This window comes from Caballeronia sp. LZ008, from assembly GCF_031451435.1.
Lineage (GTDB): Bacteria > Pseudomonadota > Gammaproteobacteria > Burkholderiales > Burkholderiaceae > Caballeronia > Caballeronia zhejiangensis.
On sequence record NZ_JARUXK010000002.1, the window covers coordinates 256,605 to 276,301 of the forward strand.

The 19,697-nt window shown below is 63.3% G+C and carries 20 protein-coding genes and 2 pseudogenes; 7 read left to right on the top strand and 15 right to left on the bottom strand.

The window, feature by feature from the left end; translation table 11 throughout:
- The 10 genes and pseudogenes from QCE49_RS15545 to QCE49_RS15590 form a co-directional block, all read right to left on the bottom strand.
- Positions 1-132, bottom strand: a pseudogene (locus QCE49_RS15545) (electron transfer flavoprotein subunit alpha/FixB family protein); the annotation flags it as partial.
- Positions 132-881, bottom strand: a complete 750-nt coding sequence (locus tag QCE49_RS15550) for an electron transfer flavoprotein subunit beta/FixA family protein (RefSeq protein ID WP_309806143.1) — start codon at positions 879-881, stop codon at positions 132-134. The gene QCE49_RS15550 and the pseudogene QCE49_RS15545, both read right to left, overlap by 1 nt.
- 25 nt (positions 882-906) lie before the next feature.
- Complete coding sequence (locus QCE49_RS15555) at positions 907-1,701, bottom strand: CoA ester lyase (protein WP_250458231.1); 795 nt, start codon at positions 1,699-1,701, stop codon at positions 907-909.
- Positions 1,702-1,720: 19 nt separating this feature from the next.
- Positions 1,721-2,470 (bottom strand): GntR family transcriptional regulator, encoded by a 750-nt coding sequence (locus QCE49_RS15560; RefSeq protein ID WP_051078976.1) that lies wholly within the window; start codon positions 2,468-2,470, stop codon positions 1,721-1,723.
- 71 nt (positions 2,471-2,541) lie between these two features.
- Complete coding sequence (locus QCE49_RS15565; protein WP_250458232.1) at positions 2,542-3,732, bottom strand: CaiB/BaiF CoA-transferase family protein; 1,191 nt, start codon at positions 3,730-3,732, stop codon at positions 2,542-2,544.
- Positions 3,729-4,913, bottom strand: a complete 1,185-nt coding sequence (locus QCE49_RS15570; protein WP_008346890.1) for an acyl-CoA dehydrogenase family protein — start codon at positions 4,911-4,913, stop codon at positions 3,729-3,731. The genes QCE49_RS15565 and QCE49_RS15570 overlap by 4 nt, the downstream gene beginning before the upstream one ends.
- A gap of 27 nt (positions 4,914-4,940) precedes the next feature.
- Complete coding sequence (locus tag QCE49_RS15575) at positions 4,941-6,338, bottom strand: MmgE/PrpD family protein (RefSeq protein WP_250458233.1); 1,398 nt, start codon at positions 6,336-6,338, stop codon at positions 4,941-4,943.
- Positions 6,335-7,681, bottom strand: a complete 1,347-nt coding sequence (locus tag QCE49_RS15580; RefSeq protein ID WP_284508425.1) for an MFS transporter — start codon at positions 7,679-7,681, stop codon at positions 6,335-6,337. The genes QCE49_RS15575 and QCE49_RS15580 overlap by 4 nt, the downstream gene beginning before the upstream one ends.
- A 174-nt stretch (positions 7,682-7,855) precedes the next feature.
- Positions 7,856-8,359: a MaoC family dehydratase gene (locus tag QCE49_RS15585; protein WP_008346896.1), complete on the bottom strand. Its 504-nt coding sequence runs from the start codon at positions 8,357-8,359 to the stop codon at positions 7,856-7,858.
- Between the two features lie 99 nt (positions 8,360-8,458).
- Positions 8,459-8,866 (bottom strand): hypothetical protein, encoded by a 408-nt coding sequence (locus QCE49_RS15590; protein ID WP_250458235.1) that lies wholly within the window; start codon positions 8,864-8,866, stop codon positions 8,459-8,461.
- A gap of 193 nt (positions 8,867-9,059) precedes the next feature.
- Here QCE49_RS15590 and QCE49_RS15595 point away from each other — a divergent pair, with 193 nt between their 5' ends.
- From QCE49_RS15595 to QCE49_RS15605, 3 genes are all read left to right on the top strand, one after another.
- Positions 9,060-10,097: an amino acid ABC transporter substrate-binding protein gene (locus QCE49_RS15595; protein WP_175981507.1), complete on the top strand. Its 1,038-nt coding sequence runs from the start codon at positions 9,060-9,062 to the stop codon at positions 10,095-10,097.
- Positions 10,098-10,115: 18 nt separating this feature from the next.
- Positions 10,116-11,456, top strand: coding sequence for an SLC13 family permease (locus QCE49_RS15600; protein WP_250458236.1), 1,341 nt, complete (start codon positions 10,116-10,118; stop codon positions 11,454-11,456).
- A 216-nt stretch (positions 11,457-11,672) separates the two neighbouring features.
- Positions 11,673-12,509 carry a bifunctional allantoicase/(S)-ureidoglycine aminohydrolase gene (locus QCE49_RS15605; protein WP_008346903.1) on the top strand — a complete coding sequence of 279 codons (837 nt, stop codon included), beginning with the start codon at positions 11,673-11,675 and terminating at the stop codon, positions 12,507-12,509.
- A 3-nt stretch (positions 12,510-12,512) separates the two neighbouring features.
- On the opposite strand, the gene QCE49_RS15610 is transcribed toward QCE49_RS15605, so the two are convergent.
- Positions 12,513-13,712 carry an amidohydrolase family protein gene (locus QCE49_RS15610; RefSeq protein WP_250458237.1) on the bottom strand — a complete coding sequence of 400 codons (1,200 nt, stop codon included), beginning with the start codon at positions 13,710-13,712 and terminating at the stop codon, positions 12,513-12,515.
- A gap of 113 nt (positions 13,713-13,825) precedes the next feature.
- Between QCE49_RS15610 and QCE49_RS15615 the strand changes: the two genes are divergently transcribed.
- The gene (locus QCE49_RS15615; protein ID WP_250458238.1) at positions 13,826-14,707 is read left to right on the top strand and encodes a LysR family transcriptional regulator; all 882 of its coding nucleotides are present in this window, start codon (positions 13,826-13,828) and stop codon (positions 14,705-14,707) included.
- Between the two features lie 46 nt (positions 14,708-14,753).
- Here QCE49_RS15615 and QCE49_RS15620 read toward each other — a convergent pair whose 3' ends face one another.
- Positions 14,754-15,683 carry a LysR family transcriptional regulator gene (locus QCE49_RS15620; RefSeq protein WP_008346907.1) on the bottom strand — a complete coding sequence of 310 codons (930 nt, stop codon included), beginning with the start codon at positions 15,681-15,683 and terminating at the stop codon, positions 14,754-14,756.
- A gap of 57 nt (positions 15,684-15,740) precedes the next feature.
- Positions 15,741-16,988 (bottom strand): MFS transporter, encoded by a 1,248-nt coding sequence (locus QCE49_RS15625; RefSeq protein ID WP_008346909.1) that lies wholly within the window; start codon positions 16,986-16,988, stop codon positions 15,741-15,743.
- Positions 16,989-17,226: 238 nt separating this feature from the next.
- Between QCE49_RS15625 and QCE49_RS15630 the strand changes: the two genes are divergently transcribed.
- Entirely contained in the window at positions 17,227-17,523 is a 297-nt protein-coding gene (locus QCE49_RS15630; protein ID WP_175981500.1) for a DUF4148 domain-containing protein, read from the top strand.
- Positions 17,524-17,573: 50 nt separating this feature from the next.
- On the top strand, positions 17,574-17,972 hold the full coding sequence (locus QCE49_RS15635; RefSeq protein WP_008346914.1) for an FKBP-type peptidyl-prolyl cis-trans isomerase: 399 nt from the start codon (positions 17,574-17,576) through the stop codon (positions 17,970-17,972).
- Positions 17,973-18,008: 36 nt separating this feature from the next.
- On the opposite strand, the pseudogene QCE49_RS15640 reads toward QCE49_RS15635, so the two are convergent.
- Together QCE49_RS15640 and QCE49_RS34545 are read right to left on the bottom strand one after the other, a co-directional pair.
- A pseudogene (locus QCE49_RS15640) lies at positions 18,009-18,719 on the bottom strand (GNAT family N-acetyltransferase); the annotation flags it as partial.
- Between the two features lie 39 nt (positions 18,720-18,758).
- Positions 18,759-19,193, bottom strand: coding sequence for a hypothetical protein (locus QCE49_RS34545; protein WP_409017232.1), 435 nt, complete (start codon positions 19,191-19,193; stop codon positions 18,759-18,761).
- On the opposite strand from QCE49_RS34545, the gene QCE49_RS15650 reads away from it, so the two are divergent.
- A complete protein-coding gene (locus tag QCE49_RS15650) occupies positions 19,183-19,629 on the top strand; it encodes an SRPBCC family protein (RefSeq protein ID WP_250458293.1) in 447 nt (148 codons plus the stop codon). The two genes, QCE49_RS34545 and QCE49_RS15650, sit on opposite strands and share 11 nt — an antisense overlap.
- The last annotated feature ends 68 nt before the right edge of the window (positions 19,630-19,697 follow it).

Sequence of the window (19,697 nt, forward strand, 5' to 3'; positions counted from 1 at the left end):
CGCGCCCTGCGCGTTCGAGCCCGCGATCAGCACATGCACATCGCCACCAATCTTCGATGCCGCTGCAACCGTGTTCAGCGTCGCTGCCTTGATCGACGCGTTGTCGTGTTCTGCAATAACAAGAGTCGTCATCAGATCACCTTCGCTTCGTTCTTCAGTTTTTCGACCAGCGTCTTCACGTCGGGCACCGTGATGCCCGCGCTGCGCTTCGGCGGCTCGACGACTTTCAGCGTCTTCAGACGCGGCGTAACATCGATGTCAAGATCGGCAGGCGTCATCGCGCTTAAAGGCTTCTTCTTCGCCTTCATGATGTTGGGCAGCGTCACATAGCGCGGCTCGTTCAGACGCAGATCGGTCGTGACGACTGCGGGCAATTTCAGCGACAGCGTTTCGGCGCCGCCATCGACTTCGCGCGATACCGTGGCTTTGCCATCGGCAACGACGACCTTCGATGCGAACGTCGCTTGCGGCAAACCCGCCAGTGCAGCGAGCATCTGGCCGGTTTGATTCGAGTCGTCGTCGATGGCCTGCTTGCCCAGGATGACGAGCTCAGGCTTCTCTTGATCGACCAATGCCTTCAGGATCTTCGCGACCGCCAGCGGCTGCAGTTCATCGGCGGATTCGACCAGAATCGCGCGATCCGCACCGATAGCCAACGCCGTCCGCAACGTCTCCTGACATTGCGTAACACCACACGACACGGCGATCACTTCCGTAGCGACGCCCGCTTCCTTCAATCGCACCGCTTCCTCAACAGCGATTTCATCGAACGGGTTCATCGACATCTTCACGTTCGCGATATCGACACCCGTGTTGTCCGATTTCACGCGGACCTTCACGTTGTAATCGACGACGCGCTTCACTGGAACCAATACCTTCATTCGCTTGCTCTCCGTTGAACCGCGTTCACGCGGCTTGAATTCTTCGCGCGCGATCGACGATCGGCTTGTCGACCAGTTTCCCGTCCACCGAGATCGCGCCGCGCGGATTCGCTTCCAGCGCAGCGAGCACGCGTGCCGCCCATTCGCGTTCGGCGGCGCTCGGTGCGAAGCCGTCATTCACGGCGTCCACCTGCTTCGGATGAATGCATAGCTTGCCGCCGAAACCGAAGCGGCGCGCATCGAGCACGTCGGCGTTGATCGCGTCGAGGTCGCCCGTCGCGAGCGTTACGCCATCGATCGGCGGCGGCAGGCCCGCAAACCGCGACTCGATGACAAACTGCGAACGCACGTAGTCCAGTTCGCGCCCGGTGCCGTCGATGCCCGCGTCCACGCCGAAATCGAACGAGCCGAACGCGAGCCGCGCAACGCGCCCGCATTGCGCGATCTCGCGCATACGCACCACGCCCGCAACGCTCTCAACCAGCGCGATCAACTCGACCTCATCGGCGCAACGTGCCGCGATATCCGCGAGTTGCGCCGCATCTTCGGCCTTCGGCACCATCACGGCGCGCACGTTCGCCGCGCGAATCATCGCGACGTCTTCTTCGTGCCATGGCGTACCGAAAGCGTTGACGCGAATCACGACGCGCTCATGCGTCTCACGTAACCAATGCGCGATCTGCGCGCGAGCTTGCGCCTTGGCATCGATGGCCACGGCATCTTCCAGATCGATGACCACGCGATGCGCGTGCGTCGCCAATGCCTTGTCGAACCGTTCCGGACGATCGCCCGGAACGAACAGAAAACTGCGTGCAATCATGCGGATTTCCTCGAATGCGTCAGGTGCCGCTCCAGCCGCGCTGGAACGTCTCCGAATAACTGAAGCGGTCGGCGGGATGAATGCTGACCGCCGCTTCGACGATCTCGCCGCGCTTGTTGAAGTAGCGGCGCGACAGCCATAGCGCGGGCGAACGCGCCTTCGCGTTGACGAGACGCGCGATGTTCGCGGGCAGCGCCACCGCGCGAATCTCCTGCTCCACGCGCGCGATCTGCTCGCCGAACTGACGCTCGATCATCGTGAAGATCGGCGTGTGTGGATCATCCTCGATGCCTGTCAGCGAACGAAACGCCGGCTGGATATAGACCTCGGTATGACAGATCGGATCGACGCTCTCCGGCGAACGACGAATGCCTTCGAGACGCAACCACGTTTCGCCGGGCTTCGCCTGCAACATCTTGCAGAGCGACGCATCGCTCACTTCGACGGTCTCTTTCTTCAGGACCTCGAGCGCGGTATCGGCGGAATAGCGATGCAGGTCGCTCAACTGCTGCATGACCTGCCGATAGCTGCCTTCCGAATTCACGGCCTTGACGGTCGTGCCGATGCCGGCCTGCCGCACGACCATGCCGAGCTGCACGAGCTGCTTGACTGCCTCGCGCACGGTCGAGCGGCTCGCGCCGAACTGCTCGCAGAGTTCGAATTCGGTGGGAATGGTGGAGCCCACCGGAAAGCGCCCGCTCTGTATTTCGTTGATGAGCGTCTGCGCCAATTGCAGATAGCGCGGCTGCTGACCGAGCACGTTGACCATCTTTTGCACGCACGATGAAGGATTGACGGAGGGATCCGCCTGTCGCGCGACATCATCCGGTGCGAGCATCGTCATTGCACCGCACCGCTCTCGCGCAACCGGGCGATCCGACCAGCATCGTAACCGAGTTCGGCGAAAAGCCTCGCGTTGTCCTGTCCCAGTTCGGGCGCCGAACGCGCGGGCAAGGTCTCGTTCACGCGAACCGGCGCCGCCACGTTGCGCACCTTGCCGAAGCGCGGATGCTCCGCTTCGGTCACGCCTTGCCGCTCCGCGACGAACGGATTGTCGAGCGCCTGCTTGATGTCGTACACCGGCGCGGCGGGCACGCGTCCGCCCAGACGTGCGAGCCATTCGGCGGTCGTCGCGCGCGAAAGCGCCGCATCGAGTTCCTGTTCGACGAGATCGCGATTCGCGAGCCGCGCCTTGAAATTGCAGAAGCGTTCATCGGTGATCCACGAAGGCTTGTCGAGTATCTCCGCCAGCACGCCCCAGAACTTTTCCTTGTTGCACATCAGGAAGATCCAGCCGTCCTTCGTCTTGTACAGCTGGCTCGGCGTCAGCGACGGATGGGCGGAGCGCCGGTCCCGTCCTGTCACCGTGCCGCCGTTCAGATACCAAGTGCCGACATACGCGAGGTTATGCAGCGCGACATCGAAGAGACTCGTGTCCATGTCGCGGCCGATGCCCGTCGTGCGCGCCTGCACGAGACCCGCGAGCAGCGCCATCGCGGCGGTGGTGCCCGTCATCAGATCGATGATCGACAGGCCGAAGCGCGCCGGCGGACTGTCCGGCTCGCCAGTGACCGAGAGATAACCCGCTTCCGCCTGCATCAGATAGTCGTAGCCGGGCCACGATGCGCGGCTGCCGGTGCGTCCATATGCCGACAAATGCGCGCATACGATAGCCGGATTCGCGTCCTTCAACTGATCGTAAGTGAGACTCAGCTTCACGGGCAGATCGCCGCGCAGATTGTTGAAGACGGCATCGCTCGACTTGACGAGATCGAGCAGCACGTCGCGCCCTTCGGGCTTCTTCAGATCGAGCGTCAGACTGCACTTGTTGCGATTGAACGCTTCGAAGAAGTGGCTATCGCCTTCGCCGAAAAAATGCGGTCCCACGTTGCGGCCCACATCGCCGCCTTCGCGGAAGTTTTCGATCTTGATGACTTCCGCGCCGAGATCGGCGAGATGTTGCGTCGCGAACGGACCCGCGCCGTATTGTTCTATGGCGACGATGCGTACGCCGGAAAGAGGCAGGCTCATGCAGGGTTCCTCGCAATCAGCATCTTGGCGATGATCAGGCGTTGCATCTCGTTGGTGCCTTCGCCGATGGTCAGAAGCGGCGCATCGCGATACAGCCGCTCGACGTTGTATTCCTTCGAATAGCCATACGCGCCATGAATGCGCATTGCTTCCATGCTGTTCTCGACAGCCGCTTCGGTTGCGAAGTACTTCGCCATGCCCGCTTCCATGTCGCAGCGCAGACCTTTGTCGTATGCGCGCGCGGCCGAGTCCGTCAGAAGGCGCGCGGCTTCCACGCGCGTCGCCATTTCGCCGAGCTTGAGCGCAATCGCCTGATGCTCGCAGATCGGCTTGCCGAAGGTCTTGCGCTGCTGCGAATACGCGACCGCTTCATCGAGCGCGGCTTGCGCAACACCGACCCCGCGCGCGGCGACATTGATGCGGCCCAGCTCCAGCCCGCTCAGAATCTGCTTGAGGCCGAGCCCTTCCTGCCCGCCGATCACGCTCGACACCGGCACGCGAAAATCGGTGAACGTAAGCTCGCACGTATCGATGCCCTTATAGCCGAGCTTTTGCAACTGACGGCTCACTTCGAAGCCCGGTCCCTTCTCGACGATCAGAAGGCTCATGCCCTTGTGACGCGGCTGCGCTTCCGGATCGGTCTTCACGAGCAGCGCGAGGATGTTGCCGTACTTGCTGTTCGTGATCCACGTCTTGCTGCCGTTGACGACATAGTGATCGCCGTCGCGCCTCGCGACCGTGCGGATCGCCTGAAGGTCCGTGCCGCAATCCGGTTCGGTCAGGCCGATGCCGCCGCGCAACTCGCCCGTCGCCATGCGCGGCAGGAACTCGCGCTTCTGCGCTTCGGTGCCGTTGCGCTGGATCGTCATCGCCATGATGAGATGCGAATTGATGATGCCGCTCACCGACATCCATACCGCGGAAATGCGATCGACGATCTTCGCGTACGTCGAAGTCGTGAGACCGAGGCCGCCGTACTCGGGCGAGATCAGGCAGCCGAAGAGTCCCATGTCCTTCATCTTCTCGACGATCTCGTGCGGATACTCGTCCTTCGCATCGAGTTCGTGCACGTAGGGTTTCACTTCCGTCTTGAGGAAGCGGTCGAGCATGTCGAGAATGAGCGTCTCGTTCTCTTCGTAATTGCTCATGTCCTGCTGTTGATCGGCGTCGATGGTGGCCATTGCTTCTCCTGTATTCGTGTGTACGTCTTATGCGAGCGCTTGCGCAAGCGTGCGCGCCGGTCGCGTGTCGAGCGAGAGCACCGCTTCGCAGATGCGCTCGGCGGCATCGCGCGAAACGTTGCGCTGCGCGTTGTCGAAGAACTTCGCGACGATGTCCTCATTCGTGAGCGGCCTGTCGGACGAGCCGCGATTGATCGACTCGCGATGCGTCAGCATGCGGCCGTCCCGCGTATGGACGATCACTTCGCCGGTGTAGTGACGCGGAAACGTCGAGTCCTGATCCGCTTCGTGCGTGACGCGGGCCGCGACGGCGCGCACGGTTTCATCGGCGAGCGCTTCGGCTTCGAGATCGTCGAGCGTGAAGCGGCCGCGCAACAACCCCGTCGCGACGATGTACGGAATGCTGAACTGCGCGTCATAGCTGTTCGACGGCTTTTGCTTCGGCGCGACCGGCTCGCACACGATGGGAATCGTCGGGCCGGGCACGCGCACGATCACACGCTCGATGTCGTCGGCTTGCAAACCATGTGCGCGATGAAGCGCGATGGCCGCATCCGACGAAGCATGCGTGAAGTGACACGCGGGAATCGGCTTCAACGCAACGCCCTCGATCTCCCATGTCTCGCCGAGGCCCGCCGTTGCGATATCGATATCGCCCGCTTCGAGCGGCGTCTTCATGTAAAGCGCATAGAGACCGAAGCGTCCTTCATAAGCCGCGCCCGGACCGATATAACCATGCTTCGCGAGCGTCGCCGAAGTCGCGCCCGCTACCGCCGCCCATCCCGGATGCAGACGCTTGGTCCACGCGCCGTCCTGCAGGAACTCGAGATTGCCCGATGCCATCGACAGCACGATGCCTTGCGCATGCTGCGCCGCTTCGATCGGCAGACCCAGAAGACGCGCCGCGCCGAGCGCGCATCCGAATGCGCCGACGAGTCCCGTCGGATGAAAGCCCGCGTGATGAAAGCCGCTCTTCGCCGCCGAGCCGACGCGCGTCGATACTTCCATCGCGCAGAGATACGCGGTGAGCAGATCCGCGCCGCTCGCGTTCTCGCGCTCGGCGAGATTGAACGCGACCGGAAACGCGCTCGCCGTCGAGTGGATCACGCCGCGTGCATGCGTGTCGTCGAAGTCGAGGCTGTGAATCAGAAGGCCGTTGAGCAGCATCGCATCGCGCAATGCGAGCTTCTGCGTGTGGCCGAACACCGTCGCTTCGCCGCTGCCGAGCTCCTGCATCGCGGCGAGCGTCGAGGTCGCGTACGGCAGTTTCAAGGTCGCATAAGCCAGGCCGATGCTGTCGAGAATCAGATGCTTCGCGCGCTCGCGCACGCTTTGCGGCACGTCGCTCAATTGCAGATGCGTCGAAAACGATGCAAGGCGTTGCGATACGGTTTGCGCCTGCTGCATGTCGTTGCGTGCGTTCATCGCGTGGCTCCCTGATGGTTGAGCGGCAGATCGTCTGCGTTGGCTTCTTCATCGGGCGAGACTTCTTCCAGCGAGAACTGGTTCGCGTCCACGCCGAGGCTCAGCACGGCGATCACGAGCAGGATCAGAACGCCCGCGACCATGCCGAGCACGCCGAACAGCCCGAGTTGCGCATACAGGATCACGGCGGCATACGACGTGAGCATCGACGCGATACGTCCGCACACGCCCGCCACGCCGGTGCCGCGCAGGCGCAGCGCGGTCGGGAAGAGCTCGGGCACGTAGCCGAAGAGACCCAGCGTGACGATGCCGAAGATGCAACTGACGAGCGTGAAGCCGACGATGGCGATCGCCGCGTTGGCCGTCATCTGCGGATAGACGAAGCCCAGCACGATCGCGATGACGCTATAGAACACGAGACCTTTCGCGCGTCCGAGGCGGTCGGCGGTGAGGTAGCCGAGCACTGCGCCGAACGGTGCGCCGAACGACATCAGCGTCGTGAAGCCGAGCGACGTGACAATATCGCGCCCTTCGTGGACGAAGAACGTCGGCAGCCACGCGACGAAGCCGTACACCGCGACGTTCACCGCGATCGCCGTCAATGCGGCCGTCAGCGTGCGTCCGATCATGCCGCGGCGAAACAGCGCCGACAGCGGCGCGCGCGGCACTTCGAGATTCTGCGTGCGCGCACAGTCGGGCAGCGGTCCCTTCTGATGCGCGACTTCCGCTTCGATCGCGCTCACGGTGTCCTCGGCTTCCTGCGTGCGTCCGACCGATTCGAGCCAGCGCGGCGATTCCGGCATGCGATGACGCAGCGCCCATACGATCACCGCGCCGATGCCCGCGATGCCGAACATCCAGCGCCAGCCGAGATGCGGAATCACCACGTAACCGACACTCGTCGCGAGCACGAGACCCGAATTGACGATGAGACCGAGCAGCGAAATCCAGCGTCCGCGATACGCGGGCGGAATGAACTCGCACAACGCGCCCGCCGCGACGACCAGCTCCGCGCCCAGCCCGATGCCCATGACGAAGCGCGCGCCGATCAGCCACTGGATATTCGGTGCGAACGCGGCGACGAACGACATCAAACCGAAGAGCGCGAGATTGAACTGATACGACGAGCGGCGTCCGAAGCGATCGCCGAGATAGCCGGACAAGCCCGCGCCGATCACCATGCCGAAAAAGCCCGACGACACGAACAATGCGTTGAGCTGCATCGTCGAGAAACCCGCCTTGAGCATCGCGGCGGATACGCCGCCCGCGAGATAGACGTCGAACGCGTCGAGGCACGCGCCCGCGCTGATGAGGCCCAGAATCTTCCAGTGAAAACGCGACATCGGCAGCCGGTCCAGCCGGGCGCCCGAGCTAACGTAATGACTCACAGTTGTCTCCAGTACTGTGACGATGAACCGTCTCGCCGCCGTGCGCCGATGCATCGATGCAATCGAACGGTCTTGTATGCGAAACGGAAACGGGACGCCGGCGCGCGACAACGCCGGCGATATGTGCGGTCAGTCTTCGGCGGTGCCGTGGCCGCGCTTGGCGATCAGCGCGGTACGGATGAAATCCATGACGGGCTTGCCGTCCTGATTGAACGCGCGCGTGTGCACTGTGACGATGCCCTGCGTCGGGCGCGATTTCGATTCGCGCACTTCGAGCACTTCCGACTCCGCATAAAGCGTATCGCCCGCAAAAACAGGGCCCGTCAGGCGAATTTCCTTCCAGCCGAGATTGGCGATGGCCTTGCCGCTCACGTCGTTCACCGACATGCCGAGCACGATCGCGACCGTGAGGCCGCTGCTCACGAGAAGCTTGCCGAACTCGCTCTTCGAGGCGTGATGCGCGTCGCAGTGCATCGGATGAAAGTTCATCGTCAGCAGCGAGAACTGAATGTTGTCCGCGTCCGTGATCGTGCGGCCCGGGCGATGCTCGTATATATCGCCGACTGTGAAATCCTCCAGATAACGGCCGTAACTCGCCCGATATCGCTGCTTGCCTACTCTGTCCGAATGCATTGCGTCATGCCTCCTGTCTTAAACATCGCTTTGTACGGACAAAGTATCAGGCGCAGCGCAGCCGACGTCAAGCAGGAATGGATTGCGGTAAACCCTCGCTTACTTAGCGGGGCTGGCGGGCGGCGGCGGCGGCGGCGGGCACTGCATGTCCGCGCCTTTCGCGCCATCGAGATTCTTCAGCGATACGAGCAGCCTGCTTCCCGTGTTCGCCGTGATGATGTGCCCGTAACTGACGGTCGGGATGAACTTGATATCGGGCGCGACGGCGACGGGCGGAGTCTGCGCGCCATCGACGGTCAGATCGAGTTCGACGGTGATCGAATCGATCGCCACGCCGTAGTTCTGCTTGCGCTCGGCCTGCGTCTTCCGGAAGTTGCACACGCCATCGAGGACGTTCTGGAGCGCCGTGGGTATGTCCACCGATTTGCCCGGCGGAATCGGCGGCGTGTTGCACGCGGCGAGAAGGATCGGCAACGCAAGAACCGGCAGCGAGACGAAGGCGCGCATCGAATTCTCCCAGCCCCTGGCGGGGCAACAGTATCCGGTAAATGACCGCTTGAACTGAATCCGTTTTCGTCTACAACCTTATTGTCACGTGTCTCTTCGAACGGGTAGAAACAAGCAATATCACACGCTCGCCTTTCGAGCATGAACTGCGTGGCAATACGCCGTGAACGGAAGTCTTCAACAAGAGAAGACGATGGCAAACGCATCGGGGAGATTCATCGCGATCGTCGGCGCCGTGCTGCTCGCGCTGCTGACATCGGGCGCGCCCGTCCTCGCGGCGGGATCGGACACGCTCGCGCAAGTCAAGGCGCGCGGCGTTCTGCGATGCGGCGTCAGCGACGGCATCGCGGGCTTTTCACAGCAGGATGCGTCCGGGCACTGGTCGGGCATCGACGCGGACTTCTGCCGCGCGGTGGCCGCCGCGACGCTCGGCGACGCGAACAAGGTCGCCTTCGTTCCACTCAGGACGTCCGCGCGTTTTCCGGCGCTCAGGACGGGCCGCGTCGATCTGCTCGCGCGCAACACGACCTGGACGCTGCTGCGCGAAGGCACGCTCGCCGTGCAGTTCGCGGGCGTGCTGTTCTATGACGCTCAGGCGTTCATGGTGCCGGCGAAGAGCGGCATTCGCACGCTCGCGTCGCTCAGGGGCGCCACGGTCTGCGTGCAACGCGAGACCACGAGCGAAAGCAATCTCGCCGGCTATTCGAATGCGAACGCGCTCGACCTGAAGCCGCTCGTGCTCGGCTCGGTGACGGAACTGGAGCACGCGTTCGTCTCCGGCCGATGCGGCGCCGTGACCGCCGATACCTCCCTGCTCGCCACGCTGCGCAGCCGCGCGCCGGGCGGCCCGTCGTCCATGACGATCCTGACCGAGCGAATCTCGAAGCAGCCGCACGCGCCCGCCGTGCGCGGCGACGATGACCGCTGGCTCGTTATCGTCCGCTGGGTGCTCTTCACGCTCATCACCGCCGAAGAAGTCGGCGTGACGCGGAGCAACGAAGCGGAGCGCGTCCGCGATCCGATCGTGGCCCGCGCGCTCGTGCCGGATGCGAGCGTCACCGCGACGCTCGGCATCGACCCCGGCTGGACGATTCGTGCGCTGAAAAGCGCCGGCAATTACGGAGAAATGTTCGACCGCAATCTCGGCACCGGAAGTCCGCTCAAACTCGAACGCGGACTGAACGAACTCTACCGACGCGGCGGCCTGATGTACGCGCCGCCGATGCAATAGCGCCCGCGCGAGCCCATCATGAGCGATTGGCAAATCTATCTCGTAGTCGGCGTGTTCTCGGCGGTGATCCTCGTGATCGCCTTCGATCTGATCGACATGGCCGTCGCCGCGCTCGTCGGTGCAAGCGTGCTGATCGCGCTCGGCATCATCGACGAGCAGGATCTGATCGCGACCGCGCGCACCGCGGCAGGACCGATCAGCCTGCTGTTCGGCGGCATGATCGTCGCGCGGATTCTTTCGACGACGGGTCTCTTCGATCTCGTCGGCGAATACTATCTGCGCGCGACGGCGGGCAGCGGCAAGCGCTTCCTGCTTCTCTTGATCGTGATCGTCGCGCCGCTATGCGCCTTGCTTCCCAACGCGACGACGGTGATCCTCCTCGCGCCGATCATCGTTCGCGTCGCGCGCGCGCTCGAACTCGATATCGTGCCGCCGCTGATCCTCACCGCCCTGCTCAGCAACGCCGCCGGCCTGCTGACGCTCGTCGGCGATCCGGCGACGTTTCTCGTCGGCAGTTCGATCGGCATGAGCTTCGGCGAGTATCTGCGGCGCGCGAGCCTCGGTGGTCTGCTCGCGATCATCGTCGTGATTCCGCTCTTGCCGATCCTCATGCGCGGCATCTGGCGCAGCGTCACGCCGCTACCGCCGCGCAGCCCGGGAACGAAGCTCAAGCGGCCCGTGTACGCGGCGCTCGCCGTCGTCGTGCTCGCGCTGATGATGGTCCTCTTCGTGCTCGGCGAAGAGTTGCCGACGCGCATCGTGCCACCCGTCGTCGCCGTGATCGCGAGTGCGCTCGCGCTGCTCGTCGCGTATGCGTTCAGGGTCGAGCCGACCGATCGCGTGCTGCGCGACGTCGACTGGAAGACGCTGCTGTTCCTCACCTGCATTTTCTGTCTCGTGCAGGGCATGGCCAAGACGGGACTGCTGCAAGTCATGTCGCTCAAGCTGTATGAAGTGTTCGGCACGCGACTCACGCTCGTCGCGCTCGCGATGATCGGCGGCATCGGCCTGCTCTCTTCCGTGCTCGCGAACGTGCCGGTCGCGGCTGCGTCGATCGTGATGGTCAAGGGCTATCTCGTCACGGCGGAATTCGTGCCGGAGGCCGCGCTCTCCGACCAGTTCACGCAGTGGCCCGACGCGGTGATTCCGGTCTTCATCGGCATGATGTACGGCGCGACGCTCGGCGGCAACGCGACGCTCGTCGGCTCGGCGGCGAACATCGTGGCAGCGGGAATCTGCGCGCAGGAAGGCGCGCCGGTCAGCTTCGGGCGCTTTCTGCGCTATGGATTGCCGTTCACCTTATGTCAGCTTGCGATCACGGCGGTGTATGTGATCGTGCTCGGGCATGTTCTTCGCTGATCTTCGTAAGCGTCTGCATAAAGAATCGTTCGCTGCCCCATTCAGGAAATGGATACCCTACATTCGAACATTTAATTTGTCGATAGCGCGCATCTCCGATATTTTGTATGTGTTCTGCCGGGTAAATTCGTCGCGCCTGTCATTAGCGTCCGGGAAAGCCGGACGACCAAGGCGTCGAAATCACGACGACGGCGTGAACCTAACGGAGACTTTCGTATGTCAAGCAACACGTACTACGCGCCGCACGGCGGTCATCCATCGCAGACCGAGCTGCTCACCGATCGCGCGATGTTCACTGAAGCGTATGCCGTCATTCCCAAAGGCGTGATGCGCGATATCGTCACGAGTCATCTGCCGTTCTGGGACAAGACGCGTCTCTGGGTGCTCGCGCGTCCGCTTACCGGATTCGCCGAGACGTTCTCGCAATACATCATGGAAGTGGCGCCGGGCGGCGGCAGCGAAAAGCCCGAACAGGACCCGAATGCCGAAGGCGTGCTGTTCGTCGTCGAAGGCGAGATCGAACTGACTTTGCAAGGCACCTTGCATGTTCTGAAGACAGGCGGGTATGCGTTCATTCCGCCCGGCACGAACTGGCAGTTGCGCAATCGTCATAAGGATGCGGCGCGTTTTCACTGGGTTCGCAAGCACTATGAAGCCGTCGATGGCGTGCCGCTTCCCGAAGCGTTCGTCACGAACGAGCAGGACATCGAGCCGATTCCGATGCCGGGCACCGAAGGCCGCTGGGTGACGACGCGTTTCGTCGATACCAGCGACATGCGTCACGACATGCACGTCAACATCGTTACGTTCCAGCCGGGCGGCGTGATTCCGTTCGCAGAAACGCACGTGATGGAGCACGGCCTGTATGTGCTCGAAGGCAAGGCGGTGTATCGGCTGAATCAGGACTGGGTCGAAGTCGAAGCCGGCGACTTCATGTGGCTGCGCGCATTCTGTCCGCAAGCCTGTTATGCGGGCGGACCGAGCCGCTTCCGCTATCTGCTGTACAAGGACGTGAACCGCCATATGAAGCTGACGCTCAACGCACCGCGTTGAGCGTCATGCGCGAGGCGGCGTCAGCACGCCGTCGCGCGCGACGATACGTCCGTTCGCAACGACGAGCTTGCGCACGGGCCGCGTCACGACCGCATGGGCGACGGTCTCGGCATCGACGAGCACGAGATCCGCGCGCGCGCCCACGCGCAGGCCGTAGTCCGCGAAACCGCAGCCGCGCGCTGCCGCATCGCTCACGCAATCGAACGCGATCGTGAGATCGTCGTCGCGCCGCAAGTCGTAGCGCATGCCGATCAGCATCGCGCGTTCGAGCATGTCGGGCACGCCGTACGGCGTCCATGTATCGCGGATGCCGTCGTTGCCGCCGAACATCGTGATGCCCTTCTCGTGGCATAGCTTGAGCGGCGGCACCGTGCACGAAGGCGGCGCGCTCGTCAGCAGCGCCACGCGCAAATCAGCGATGCGATCGAGCAGCACATCGCGCTCGCGCTCCGGCAGCGCGCCAAGACAAAAGCCGTGACTGACGACGACCTGTCCCTGCATGCCCGACGCTTGCACGCGATCCAGCAGCAGTTTCAGCGTGAACGCGCCGATCTCGCCCGGTTCGTGCAGATGGATGTCGATCGGCTTGCGATAGCGTTGCGCGAGCGCCAAGGTCGCGTTCAACGATGCGACCGGATCGCCGTCGATCAACGCGGGATCGAGCGCGCCGAGCACATCGGCGCCTTCTGCGAGCGCTTCGCCGAGCAGCTCGACGGTGCCCGGACGAATCAGCATGCCCGACTGCGGAAACGCGACGATCTGCATGTCGAGCGTATCGCGCATCGTCTGCCGTGTTGCGAGTACGCCTTCGAGATGGCGCAGGCGTGCGTCGGTGTCGATATCGACGTGCGTGCGCAGACGCGTCGTGCCCGCAGCCACGAATGCACGCGACAGCGCGAGCGATTGCGCGGCCGCATCGTGTCCCGATGTCCTGCGCCATTCGCGTTCGTTGCCGATGCGATCGGTGAGCAGCGGGCCGACTTCGTTGCGATACCACGGACGCCCCCAGTTGCTCTTATCGACATGCGTATGACCTTCGACGAAGCCCGGCAGCAGCAACGCGCCGCCGCCGTCTTCGATCTGCGCATCGCGTGGGGCGGCGGCATCTGCGCCGAGCGCGTCGATACGGCCATCGACGATGGATACGGAAACCCGTTGGCCATCGGCCAGGCGGACATTGCAGAGATAGAGAGAACGAGTCATGTCGGCGATATCGGTAAGCGGACGCACTGCCCTACCGGAACACTATCACGCGATTGCCAGCGCCCTTCGCGCGTGATAGAAGTCGATGTCCCATTCGAAGATCCATCGGGTCGATGAAACACCTTCCCAACGCACGCACGCCGCTGTTCGACCTCGACTTGTTGAAGGCCATCGTCATGGTGGCCGATTGCGGCACCTTCACCGCCGCATCCGCGCGGCTTCATTCGACGCAATCGACGATCAGCCAGAAGGTGCGCCGGCTCGAGGACATGGCGGGGCACAAGCTGCTCGAACGCGGCAGCGGCGATGTTCGCCCGACCGACGCCGGTGAAACCCTGCTCGCCTACGCGCGCCGCATGCTCGCGCTCAACGACGAAATGATCGAGGCGCTATCGGGCGCGAACGTCGGCGTGACGGTCCGGCTCGGCGTGCCGGAAGACTTCGTCGGCGGACCGACGACGCACATGCTCGCGGCCTTCAATCGCAAGCATCCGCAAGTGAAGCTCGAAGTGACGAGCGGACTGGTCCGCGATCTGAGCAACAGCTACGATCGCGGCGATCTCGATCTCGTCCTCGTGAAGCAGCGGCGCAATAGCCGCGAAGCCGTCGCGACATGGCCCGAGCAATTGCGATGGATCGACAGCGCGACGAATCCGTCGATTCAACTCGATCCGATTCCGCTCGTCGCGTTTCCGCCGCGCGGGCTGTATCGCGACGACATGACCCATGCGATCGAAAGCATCGGCCGACGCTGGCGGCTCGCGTTCATCTGTTCGAGTCTGAGCGGCATCCAGGCGGCCGTCGCCGATGGTCTGGGCATCAGCCTGCTTCCGGCGCGCGCCGTATCGCCGGATCACGTCGTGCTGACAGCGAAGAGCGGCTTGCCCGCCATCGAGACAATGGATATCGCGCTGCTGCATCGCCCGACTGCCGATGCCGTTGTGAAGGAACTCGCGCGGGCCTTGTCGCGCATGTTCGGGCCGCAGCGTCGTTGAGCGCGTTGTTCAAGGGGCGGGCGCGAAAGGACAGTTAGTTGCATGGCTAACTAACCCATCCTCGTTCGATGAGCGGCACGTCCCACGCCGGCTCCGGACCCAGCCGCTCGGCGAGAAATTCGACCAGCGCTTTCACCTTGAGCCCTTGCCGCTGCGTCGCGGGATAGACGGCTGCGAAGTTCATTGGAGAGAGCGCGTAGTCCGGCAGAATCGGCACGAGCGAGCCATTGAGCAGCGACGCGCTCGCGACGAGCGTCGGCAGACACACCACGCCGCCGCCCGTCAGCGCGTAGTCGTGCAGCAAGTGCACCGAATTCGAACGCACGATGCCCGGCAGTTCTATTTCGACGACCTCGCTGCCGCGCGTCATCGTCCAGCGATTGCGCGACGGATAGCCCGAGTAAAGCGCCGTCCTGTGATCGAGCAGTTCGCGCGGATGCCGGGGCGCGCCATGTTCGTTCACGTAGGAAGGCGCGGCGCAAAAGAGCCGCCGGACGGTGAAGAGACGCCGCTCGATCAGCGATTCGGAGATCGCCGGAAAGATCTGGAACGCGACGTCGAAGCCCTCTTCGATCGGATCGACGACACGGTCGTTGACGATCACGTCGAGCTGGATGCCGGGATACCGTCGATTGAATTCGGCCAGCGATGCGCCGAAGTGACCCAGCGCGAAGCCCGGCAACATCTGAATGCGCAGCCGCCCGGTCGGTGTCGCGCGCAACTCGCGCATCTGGTCGGTCAGTTCGTTGACGCGCCCCACCACTTCCGCGCAGTCCCGATAGAACGCCTCGCCGACATCGGATAGCCTGACGTGCCGCGTGCTGCGATGAAACAGCGGCACATTGAGGAATTTCTCCAACTGCTGAATGCGCGTGGTGACGACCGAACTGGCGACGCCGAGCTGCCGCGCCGCTTCCGCGAAGCTGCTGGTCTCCGCCACGCGCACGAAGGCCTCTATGCTGAGAAAACGATCCATGCTGGTCCCTTTCGAGCGTGTCCAGCATGTCAGTGTATCCGCAGCGCGCGTATGCGCTTACTCGGGCTGCTCGCCTCCGACGAGCCCCACGCCGCGCGCTTTTCCGCGCACGCGGGCGGGCGCGGTCTCTTCGAGCAGCAGGCTCACGCCGATGCCCAGAATCACCGCGCAGATCGGGAGCCAGAGAATATTCTGGATTCCGAATCGTGTAGCGACGAAACCCGCGATCGCGGGCGCCACGCCGCCGCCGAAGATCTCGCCCGCGCCGACGACGATGCCGATCGCCGTCGACACCATGCCGATCGGCGCCGCTTCCGTCGCGACCGGCCCGGACAGCAGCGAAACGAGGCCGAGCGTGAAGAACGACGCCACGAACAGCACGATGAACAGAACGAGCGGCTGCGCCCCGACGCCCCGAAACACGTACAGCATGACGGCCGTGCCCGCGAAACCGGCGATGCTCGCAAGCCGCCGTCCGACGAGATCGGAGAGTCCCGGCAACGCGAACTGGCCGACGAATCCGCCAAAGCCAATCGCCGATACGACGATGCCCATGCGCTGCGTGTCGAGCGCGAGATAGTCGGTGAGGTAAAGCGGCAGCATCGCGCCGAGCACGAAGACGCCCGTCATCGCGCAGAAGAGCGCGACCATCGCGACGGGAATGTTGCGGCTCTTCAGCACGTCGCGCCAGTTGCCCTTCGCGGCCTGCTGTTGCGCAGGCGCCGACGCCGGTTCGCGAATCACGAAGAACATCAGCACGCCGAGTATCAAGCCGGGAATGGACACGAGCGCGAACACCCAGCGCCACGACACGACGTTGAGCAGTTGCGTCGCGATGATCGGCGAAAGCGCAAGCCCGAAGAGCGCGAATCCGCTTTGCTGCAGCCCGAGATTGAAGCCGCGCCGCTTCGGATGCGAGGCGTCGGCGGTCGCGGCGAAACTCGTCGGACAGAACGAGCCTTCGGCGACGCCCATCAGCGAGCGCACGGCGAGCAGGCTGGCGAGGCCGCCCGCGACGCCCGAAAATCCGGATAGCAGCGAAAACGCGATGATCGCGGGAATCAGCACTTTGCGACGTCCGATCTTGTCGGAGATGCCGCCCATCAGCGCGGCGAACACGCCCCACGACAGCCCCAGTATGCCGATGCAGTTGCCGACATCCTGCGCGGTGAGATGCAGGTCCTTCATCATTGCCGGAAAGAGCGGCGCGATCAGCCATCGATCGAGGCCGACAAGGCCGAATCCGAGCGCAAGCAGCGTCACGGCTTTCCATTCGTAGGACGTATCCCACCGGTTCGAGGTCATCTTTGTCTCCTGAGTCAGAATCGCGCGCCGCGTGGTTGAAATGCGGCATCGTCGACGCAACAGAGGGTGACTCAGACGCGCTTCGAAAAGAACGGGCGAACCGCCGAATGCGTCATTCGCGATTCGCAAACAATGGCGCGGCTGCAGCGCTCGCCGGGCTGCGCGAAGCAGTTCGAGCGGATTTCCGCTCAACTAGGGATACTTCCGATAGACGCCCCGAACCGGAGGAAAACGCAACATGAAAACACTTTCGATGATCCCGGCGCTCGCCATTGCGCTCGCCGGTTGTGCCGCAGGCGGCTCGCAGCCAGGCGCGCCGAATCTGAGCGCTGCGCAATGCCGCGATCTCACCGCGCTCAGAAACCACGCGCCGCTGACGCGCGAGCGCAATCTGAGCGAACTGGCCGCGCTCGAACGAGCGGGCTACGATCCGTCGAAATTTTTCGACCCGTACTATCCCGACGATCTGCATGCGGCGCAACGTCAGGTCGATATCTGGTACCGGACGGAATGCCCGGAGGCGCGGACGAATTGAGGCCAAAGGGCTGTCGATATAATGGCCCTTCCGTTCAACGAGGTTATCGCATGAAATCAGTCATCGCTCTGCTCGCCGCATCCGCCATCGCAACCACCGCGTTCGCCGCCAACACCACCGAGAAGCTGCCGTCGGGTGTCGTCGTCGAGCACCTCAAGCAAGGCACCGGCGCGCAACCCACCGCCGACGACACCGTGAGCGTCAACTATCGCGGCACGCTCGCCGACGGCACCGAATTCGACAGCTCGAGCAAGCACGGCGGCCCCGCGACCTTCCCGCTCAACCGCGTGATTCCGTGCTGGACGCAAGGCGTGCAGAAGATCAAGGTCGGCGGCAAGGCGAAGCTGACCTGCCCGGCCGCAACCGCCTACGGCAGCCGCGGCGTCGGCACGATTCCGCCGAACAGCGACCTGACGTTCGAAGTCGAACTGCTCGAGATCAAGAAGTAATCGACGCACGCGCAATCGCGGACGATGAGCTTTCTAAGCGGCCTCGTCCCGCAATTGCGCGAGCGATGCACGCTGCCTGCCGTTCGCGTCGAAGTTATCGTCGGCGAGCCAGCGTTCGAAGCCGCGCCGGATGCGCGGCCAATCCTTATCGATGATCGCGTACCACGCCGTATCGCGATTGCGTCCCTTGTAGACGATCGCCTGCCTGAAGATGCCTTCGAACTCGAAGCCGAGCCGAAGCGCCGTCTTGCGCGAAGGCGCGTTCAGGCTGTCGCACTTCCATTCGTAGCGCCTGTAGCCCAAATCGTCGAAAACATAGCGCATCAGCAGATATTGCGCTTCCGTCGATATGCGCGTCTGCTTGAGCAGGGGCGAGAACGTGACGCTGCCCATTTCGATGACGCCATGCACAGGCTCGATCCGCATCAGCGCGAGCGTGCCGACCGCCTTGCCGCTCGCCGAATCGATGACCGTGTAATGCAGCGGATCGGCGGACGCGGCGGCTTTCGCCAGATAGTCGCGAAAGGTTTCGAAATCCGCGAACGGCCCGACGAAAAGATAAGTCCAGTCGCTGCCGTCCGGCGCGCGGCCGTAGGCATCGAAGAGATCGGCCGCGTGGCGATCCAAGTCGAGCGGCTCGATGCGGCAATGCCTGCCGTCGATGCCGATGCGCGCCGGGCGCTCACGCGTTTTCCAGTCCGTTACCGCTTCGCCGATCGGCTGCTGATATTCGTTGGTTCTCGTCATGCGTGAAGCGCTCCGTTGCGTGAAAGGGCAACTCGCAGTCTAAAAGCTCGGCCATCGAAAATCGAGCGATTCTAAAATTTCGGAATGCGGCGCGTGCCGCGAACCTCGCCTTCGGAAAACTTCGCGCATCTGTTCGATCCGCTCGTCACGACCAAGCCGCGCGGACACGGACCCGGCCTCGGGCTCGCGATCACGTCGCCCATCGTCGACGGATTCGGCGCGCGGATCGCGGCTGTCAATCGAGAAGAAGGTGGCGCACAATTCACCATCGCATTCGTGGCGGCGAACGGCCGGAGCATCGACAGTGCATGAAAGCATGAACGTTTCGACGCGCTGGACACGGTCATCGAGGAACTCAAACGCAAGGAGAAACGTGATGGTCGCAAGCAGAGAAAATGAGCCCGCCCGCACGAACAACCGCACGAGCAACCGCACGGCATCGGAGCGCAAGTCCGAGCGCGAGATGGTCATCACGCGAATCTTCGACGCGCCGCCGCGGCTCGTGTTCGAAGCGTGGGCCACGCCCGAGCTTTTCAGGCAATGGTGGGTGCCGAAGTCGAGCGGTGCGACCCTGCTCTCGTGCGAACAGGACGTGCGTGTCGGCGGGCGCTATCGGCTGGCGTTCGCTCATCCCGAGGCATCGGCGCCCATGGCGTTCTTCGGCAGATACCTCGACGTGGTTCCGGATGCGCGCCTCGTCTGGACCAACGAGGAAAGCGACGATGGCGCCGTCACGACCGTGACCTTCGAAGAGAAGGATGGCAAGACGCTGCTCGTGATGCACGAGCTGTATCCGTCGAAGGAAGCGCTCGACGTCGCCATCGAGGGAATGGACGAAGCAATGCCCGAAACGTTCGAGCAACTGGACGAATTCCTGATTCAGCGCGGCGCGTTCCCCGGAAAGTCTTGATGGACGCAAATATGGCCCGATCAGCGCAAGCCGATCGGGCCATTTGTCATTTCGCGTGAAGTACGAGC